General features: G+C 48.5%; 1 protein-coding gene and 1 pseudogene. Both read right to left on the minus strand.

Features of this window, described 5'->3' with window-relative positions:
- A pseudogene (locus P5674_RS24590) lies at nt 1-112 on the minus strand (HNH endonuclease); the annotation flags it as partial.
- Nucleotides 113-133: 21 nt separating this feature from the next.
- Nucleotides 134-340, minus strand: coding sequence for a reverse transcriptase N-terminal domain-containing protein (locus tag P5674_RS24595; RefSeq protein WP_014276937.1), 207 nt, complete (start codon nt 338-340; stop codon nt 134-136).
- Between the last annotated feature and the right edge of the window lie 1,171 nt (nt 341-1,511).

Genomic DNA, 1,511 nt, shown 5'->3' on the forward strand with positions numbered 1-1,511 from the left:
CCAGTTCAAACCTTTGTCTTGGAGAGATTACTCTTACTCCATCAACACCGGCTGTCTTCTTGCCTTGACCCGCTTGGGGGGCGGGTTTATTAAGCTGACTGTTGGGAAGCATGGCTGACCGTGGAACCCGCCCCTACAGCCGCACTGCTAGGAGCCGGGCATAATATGATTTCACCAATAGACGTTGCAACCTTCTAGCCTTTGCGTCCTGTCCCGATTTAGCTGCTTGGTATATCCTCTTTTGGAGCTTAAAAACGTACCGCTGAACCTTAGCCCAGTTGATACTTTTCCATACAAACGCACGTCTTAGTAGGTTTCGGTTTTCCGAATCCTTTACCATCTCTCGATTTCGTCATCTTGACTCCTACTAAACTCTATCCTTGCAATCAAACCGTGACCCGTTAGCATATCCCGTCCATTACAGCCGGGCGTTGGCTTTTGGTCACATCTCACCCCCTCAAGGGGGTAGGGTCGAACGAGAAGTCACCTTCCCGAACTCCCATACAAAACCGTGCTTGATACTTTCACATCACACGGCTCCTGATGTGGACACTCCTTGTCATGGGAACAGGGTTACGACCCCCTGCTTTGTAACTTCAACTTTCAGAGCTGTATACAACCACGTAGTCTTTAAACTCGCTCTCGTCATAATACTCCTACTAATCGCAGTATCTATATCCACACCGCGACCTGTGGGCATATCCCCACCATGACAATTGGGCTTGGGCTTCTGGTCGCATCCTAATCCCTCAAAAGCATACGCTTACACTTTCACTACTCCACGGGTACATCCCGCCACTGAGAGCTAATGAGGGGTTACAACGTTCCATCTATGCGGGCATTCCATCTTTAGATTCGTCCTCAGAACCGGGGTACTTTAAAGGTCTGTGCACAACTTTCGTTGTTTTTAGGTAGTTGCATGAGCCCCCTACTTTTCCCCTTGCCCTTTTGGGCGCAGCGTGTCAACCTATTTCGCTGCTAGTGTATTACGATGGTTCCAGCCGGACATTCGGTTTCCCTAATCATGGATGGTTGGCAGTGGTCGAGTGAGAGGTAGGTTCCTCTATTACGCCTTCCGTTCCCCGCTTCAATCTGACGGGTTGTGAATCCTAAAACTGGGGGTGGCTATCGCCGTTACTCTCAACTTCCTGCTTTACTAGATGGGTCACGACTCCATCGTTCTAGCGTTCTGTCTTGACCTTGAGTTTCCCTGCCTTGCTTGGTTGTTGAGACCAAGCGTTGGGACACATAGATAGTTATGGGATGGTCAGCAATCCTATCTATATTGCTATAGCTAGAATGAGACATTCCTTATATTCTACCAAGGGGTATAAGTCCCACTGGGAAGTGATTTCAGGCATTGCAGCCCTATTTGGTCTCCCAAACGTTTCGCACCTTGCGCTTACACTTGTCACTACTGACTACTTCGACCAGATAATCAGAGCCTAAGAGGGGTTAAAACGTTCCGTTTATATGGGCATTCCATCTTTAGATTTGTCCTTTCCACCGAA

The sequence above is a fragment of the Limnospira sp. PMC 289.06 genome, from assembly GCF_032350395.1.
GTDB lineage: Bacteria > Cyanobacteriota > Cyanobacteriia > Cyanobacteriales > Microcoleaceae > Limnospira > Limnospira platensis.